We start from the raw sequence: 6,130 nt of genomic DNA, 5'->3' as shown, positions 1-6,130 counted from the left end.
GAATGCCTGGGTAAGCGACGATCCCAATCATTTATTGCTTAGGGTAGAAAGCCCCATTGCAGTGGGAAGTATAAAAGTAGATATGATGGGCTATAAAAATTTAAGGTATCCTTTAACTTCGCTAACGGGTGTGAGGTAACCCCCATCCCCTAAAGGGGAGTTATTCAACAACTCTGATTTTTTTGAACCAAGCTGTAATGCTTTGTTCAACTTCATTGGTCTGGCCTAAGGCGAGACACTCTTCAACTGTAAATCTTTATTGAACTTTTATCATGCAGATGATGGCAGTTTTTTTCATTTATTAGTTGCAGGATCATCCTGCAAACTCATTCTGCAAACTCTTGGAGGGTTTTCAAAAAAGTTTTAAGAATTTGCAGGATCTGCCAAACCCTACAGGAGTTTTGAGGAAATTTCTTTACCCCTCACTTAATTTAAAAACATCTTTTTGCCGTATTCCCTTTTCCGTCATTTGTAAATTGCAGCATTCATTTACCGGGTCGTGTTCAAAAAATAAAATGTAATCATTGGCTAATGCTTCTGTAAGAAAAGCTTTCTTTTCATTTAATGTAGTCAGCGGAAACATATCGTAACCCATAACATAAGGCAAAGGGATATGTGCTACAGATGGAAGCAAATCGGCCATGTACACAATTGTTTTACCATTGTAATTTATTTTAGGCAGCATCATTGCACCAGTGTGGCCGTTAACTATGTAAAAAGATAAATTGGATAAAATAGATGTTGGATGACACATGACAGGTGCTGAGTCTGATTTACTATCAACTATCAACTTATTACTATCAACCATTTTTAATTGTCCGCTTTGCTCAATCGGTAAAATATTCTCTTTTAAAAAACTTGCTTTCTCCCTTTCATTTGGTTGAGTTGCCCATTGCCAATGACGTTCATTACTCCAGTATGTCGCATTTTTAAAAGCAGGTACTAATGTATCGCCTTCTCTTACAATTGCGCCACCGCAATGGTCAAAATGTAAATGCGTTAAAAATACATCGGTAATATCTGCGGGAGTAAAACCATGTAGTGCTAAAGATTTTTCTAAAGTATCATCGCCGTGTAAATAATAATGACCAAAAAATTTGGCATCCTGTTTATTACCCATGCCGGTATCAACTAAAATTAATTTGCCTTCATCTTCAATCAATAAACAACGCAATGCCCAGCTGCACATATTATTTTCATCAGCAGGGTTTAATTTATTCCAAATGCTTTTGGGTACCACACCAAACATGGCGCCACCATCTAATTGAAAATAACCGGTGTTAATGCTGTATAATTTCATTATTTATAATTAATAAGTTGCCGTTGATTTTTTTTGAGTACCAAGCGTTAACAATAAAAATAATAAGCCCAATACAAAAAAAGCAATTAATGCCAAAAGAGAATTACGCATGTTGCCTGTTAGCCCTTCTATAAAACCAAAACTAAATAAGCCTATTACTATGGCTAATTTTTCTGTAACATCATAAAAACTAAAAAAAGATGCGGTGTCTTTTGTTTCGGGCATTAGTTTGGAGTAAGTGGAGCGGCTGAGCGATTGTATGCCACCCATTACCAAACCCACCAGTGAAGCAAGAATATAAAAATGTATTTCGGTAGTAATGAAATACCCCGTGATGCAAACCCCGATCCATAACAGTACAGTAAAAATCAAGACTTTGATATTACCATACGTTGCCGAATGTTTTGACATGGCTACTGCACCAACTATGGCCACTAACTGAATAATAACTGCAGTAATTATAAGTTTGGTGTCTTCTAATTTTAATTCTTTAATACCAAAATCAATTGCCACCAGCATTACCGTTTGCACACCCATGCTGTAAAAAAAGAAAGCAGATAAAAATCTTTTTAACACCGGCATTTTAATTACCTGCTGCAAAACAATTTTTAATTCGTGAAAGCCATTGGCCAGTACATGGGTTTTTAATTTCCTTTCGCTTTTTGGGCTAATGGGTAAACGGGCAAAAGTGATTTGTGCAAAGCTTACCCACCATACACCTACCAATAAAAAAGTAATTCTTAATGCAAGCCCTTTTTCACTACTCATAAAAATTACCAGCGCAAAACCAATTAACTGCATCAGTACACTGCCAATATAACCCATAGTGTAGCCTTTGGCACTTATGCGGTCCATATCTTTTTCGGCTGCTATTTCTGGCAAATAAGAATTATAAAAAACCTGGCTGCCGTAAAAACCAATACCGGCAAACATAAAACACACCAGGCCCAGCGTAACACTATCGTCTTTAAATAAAAAAAGAAGGGAACAACTTATTGCCCCCAAATAACAAAAGAAACGCATAAAATTTTTCTTATTCCCTTTGTAATCTGCAATAGAAGAAAGTATAGGAGAAAGAAAAGCAATTACTAAAAAACCAAAGGCCAGCACATAATCTTTTAATTCGGTATTTACAAAGCGGCGGCCTAAAAAAGTAATGCCATCAGGAAATTTTTCGAGGGAAGTTACCGCTGCATAGTACGCCGGAAAAAAAGTAGTGGTAATTACTAAATTATAAACCGAATTGGCCCAGTCGTACATGGCCCAGCCGTTTACAATTTTTTTAGAAGCAGTTTGCATGTTAATTAATTAAGAATGAAAAATTAACCATTAAAAATTAAAATGCAGGAATAAAATTTAGAATACATAATTGATGCAGTGTACTATTAAAAATAAAATTTCATTCACAAGCCCCATTCTGTCTATGTTTCGACAGGCTCAACATGACAGCATGCTGTCAGTCGGAGCTTGTCGAAGACGGCCACCAGAGTGGGTTTTTACATTAATACACGACAAGTTTTTTATTATTGTATAATTCCTTTCCAGATAAGAAGCAGTAAAATAATACCTGCTATTATGCGGTACCAGCCCCAAATAGTAAAGCCATATTTTTTTAAAAAACCAATAAAAAATTTAATAGCTAACAGTGCAACAATAAATGCCACCACATTACCAATAGCTAACTGCTTTATTTCTTCGCTGGAAAAACCACCGCTTTCTTTGTAATATTTTAATAATTTATAACAGGTGGCTGCAAGCATGGTGGGCACTGCTAAAAAAAATGAAAATTCTGCGGCAGCCGAACGGGTTAGTTTTTGCTGCATACCGCCAATGATTGAAGCAGCACTGCGGCTAACACCCGGTATCATAGCAATACATTGCCACACACCAATGATGATGGCTTTGCTGAAAGAAATTTTTTCTTCCGAATCTATGGTTGGATTTTTAAAAGCTTTATCAATAAATAATAAAATTATACCACCCACCAGCATGGAGATAGCAACAGTTAATGAGCTTTCTAAAAGCGCATCTATTTTTTTACTAAATAAAAAACCTAACACCAACGCCGGTACAACAGCAGCCGCAAGCTTTACGTAAAATTGCCATCTTTTAAAATCGAAGAATTTTTTTGCATACAAAACCACCACCGCCAGTATTGCACCAAATTGAATGGCAACGGTAAATACTTTTATAAAATCGGTTTCGGTAATACCTAAAATTTTTTCGGTAATAATCATGTGGCCGGTAGAGGAGATAGGCAAAAACTCTGTAAGCCCTTCTACTATGGCAATAATAATTGATTGTAAAGTATTCATGCAGTTGTGTTGTAAACTTTAAAAATAAAAAATGCGAAGCAAAACTCCGCAAACAAATTAACTAATTAACCATTTAACTCATTAACTTTCTTTCGGCTTCTTCATTATTGCAAAAATTTCGATAAGCAAACCTGCAATAATTAAAATGGGTGCAATGGTAATACGGGTAGTGCTGTACACTTCATCTTTATTAAAAACATTGGGGTCGGCACTTTTGCCACCGCTCATTAAAAAAAAGCCCAGTGCCATTACAACCAGGCCAGCCACCATCCACATATAATTATCTTTTGTAAAAAGGCTGTTGCCGGTAGTTTTGGTAACGTTGTTACCTGTAGCCGCCTCTGTTTGTTTCTTTACTGTAGCCATAAATATTTATTAAAGTGCAATATTAATATAAATCGTCCAATTTCATACGCAGGTATTTTATTACTGAACGATGGGTACTAAAAAGTGTAATACTTATACCTAAAACCAGAATCGCCAAAAAAAGTAAAAAAAGGCTTTTGTTATCGTGTAATACTTTAAAATCGGGAGCAAAATTTTCTACGAGTATTACAGTACCCCATATAGCTGCAATGGCAATTAACGATGCGACTAATCCATTAATAACAGCTCTTGCATTAATAGGCTTTGCAATAAACCATCGGGTGGCACCCACCATTTGCATTGTTTTAATTAAAAAACGATTGCTGTACATCGCCAGCCTTATAGTATTGTCTATTGAAAAAACAACTAAAATAGTTAATATTAGTGCAGCAATTAAAAAGATAATGGCTGCATTTTTTACATATTTACTCATTTTCATTATAGTTTCCGTAGGAAATTGAAACTCCTTAACCACTCCTGGAAAATTGTTCACCAATTCATTAGATAGAACATTTAAACTGTCTTTTTGAACATAATCAGCTTTTATATAAAAGTCTATACTTTCGGGCAAGGGGTTGCTATCTAAAAATTTTTTCCAGGTAGTATCATTTGCCTCATTCCATTCTTTCGCTGCCATTTCCTTTGTGACGTATTTTACATCTTTTGCATAAGGTATAGAGGATATAAAAGTGCTAAGACTATCAATTCTTTTTTTTCCTGCATCTGGATAAAGCCATGCATGCACTTGTATATTTTCTTTTAAATAATCTCCAGATTTTTGAAGATTTAGAAAAAACCAGCCCACTATACCAAATAAAAATAATACCAGCGATACGCCTATGATTGAATAAGCATAACTCGGTTTACCTCTTTTACTGCTTGCTTTTCCAAATTGTGACATAATAGATTTAAATTAATTTAATGGTTGTTGACTGCTTTTTACAGGCTGGTTGATTAGTAAGGGCGCAAATTAATTCAATTTGCGGGTATTACATTATTTTTGCCCACTACAAAACGACTGACTGCTGTATTTATTTTTATAAGAGGAAATGTTGTGGTGTGAACGGGGGTTAAATAACTTTTCTTTCACATTTTTATGCGTCAGGACGGTTTAAAACCGTGAGACGCATTGAGCGATGAATAAAGATATAATGTAAAAGAGTGCCTCGCCTTAGGCCAGACCAATGAAGCTAAATAAAGTTTCAGTAGCCGGACTTAAAAAGAAAAATAAATGGAATATAAGTTTAACGAGATTGAAAAAAAATGGCAGGATTACTGGAGAGAGAAAAAAGTGTACAGTGTATCCAATGTAAGCGATAAGCCAAAATATTATGTGCTGGATATGTTTCCGTACCCGAGTGGCGCAGGTTTGCATGTGGGCCATCCGCTGGGGTATATTGCCAGCGATATTTACAGCCGCTATAAAAGATTAAAAGGTTTTAATGTGCTGCACCCAATGGGCTTCGACAGTTTTGGTTTACCTGCCGAACAATATGCGTTGGAAACCGGTCAGCATCCTGCAGAAACTACCAAAAAAAACATTGCCACTTTTAAAGCACAGTTAGATAAAATTGGTTTTTGTTACGATTGGGAACGTGAAGTGCAAACCAGCGACCCCAATTATTATAAATGGACGCAATGGATTTTTTTACAGTTGTTCAATTCGTTTTATAACCGCATTAGTAATAAAGCCGAACCCATCAGTAATTTGGTTGCAGCATTTGAAGCGGAAGGGAATAAAAAACATTCAATGCCCAATGCTCAATATTCAGTAATCAACTTTACAGCATTAGAATGGAACAACTTTGATACAAAAACACAGCAGGAAATTTTAATGGAATACCGCCTGAGTTTTAGTAAATACGGCGAAGTAAACTGGTGTGAAGCATTAGGCACTGTATTGGCCAATGATGAAGTAGTGAATGGTGTTAGCGAACGTGGCGGCCACCCGGTTGTAAAAAAGAAAATGCGCCAATGGTATTTAAGAATTACTGATTATGCCGACAGATTACTGGAAGGTTTGGAAACCGTTGAGTTTAGCGACAGCATGAAAGAAATGCAGCGCAACTGGATCGGTAAAAGTGAGGGGGCGGAGATAACATTTAATGTCGTGAATAGTGAGATGTCAGGCGTGAGCAGTGAAGGTTCG

Annotated in this window: 6 protein-coding genes; 1 reads left to right on the top strand and 5 read right to left on the bottom strand. The window is 36.1% G+C overall.

Annotated elements, in window-relative coordinates; genetic code table 11:
* Window positions 1–415 precede the first annotated feature (415 nt).
* The 5 genes from ACY65O_RS17200 to ACY65O_RS17180 form a co-directional block, all read right to left on the bottom strand.
* Window positions 416–1,300 carry an MBL fold metallo-hydrolase gene (locus tag ACY65O_RS17200; protein WP_462222095.1) on the bottom strand — a complete coding sequence of 295 codons (885 nt, stop codon included), beginning with the start codon at window positions 1,298–1,300 and terminating at the stop codon, window positions 416–418.
* Window positions 1,301–1,309: 9 nt separating this feature from the next.
* Complete coding sequence (locus ACY65O_RS17195) at window positions 1,310–2,599, bottom strand: MFS transporter (RefSeq protein ID WP_462222094.1); 1,290 nt, start codon at window positions 2,597–2,599, stop codon at window positions 1,310–1,312.
* Between the two features lie 224 nt (window positions 2,600–2,823).
* Entirely contained in the window at window positions 2,824–3,615 is a 792-nt protein-coding gene (locus ACY65O_RS17190) for an undecaprenyl-diphosphate phosphatase (protein WP_462222093.1), read from the bottom strand.
* Window positions 3,616–3,696: 81 nt separating this feature from the next.
* The gene (locus ACY65O_RS17185) at window positions 3,697–3,981 is read right to left on the bottom strand and encodes a DUF3098 domain-containing protein (RefSeq protein ID WP_462222092.1); all 285 of its coding nucleotides are present in this window, start codon (window positions 3,979–3,981) and stop codon (window positions 3,697–3,699) included.
* Window positions 3,982–4,003: 22 nt separating this feature from the next.
* Window positions 4,004–4,882, bottom strand: coding sequence for a cell division protein FtsX (locus ACY65O_RS17180; protein ID WP_462222091.1), 879 nt, complete (start codon window positions 4,880–4,882; stop codon window positions 4,004–4,006).
* A 330-nt stretch (window positions 4,883–5,212) separates the two neighbouring features.
* Between ACY65O_RS17180 and ACY65O_RS17175 the strand changes: the two genes are divergently transcribed.
* A partial coding sequence (locus ACY65O_RS17175) for a class I tRNA ligase family protein (protein WP_462222090.1) occupies window positions 5,213–6,130 on the top strand: 918 nt, incomplete at its 3' end.

The organism is Ferruginibacter sp. (assembly GCF_031430955.1).
GTDB lineage: Bacteria > Bacteroidota > Bacteroidia > Chitinophagales > Chitinophagaceae > Ferruginibacter.
Note: the sequence above shows the minus strand (reverse complement) of the source record. Positions and strands in the feature narration are given on the sequence as shown.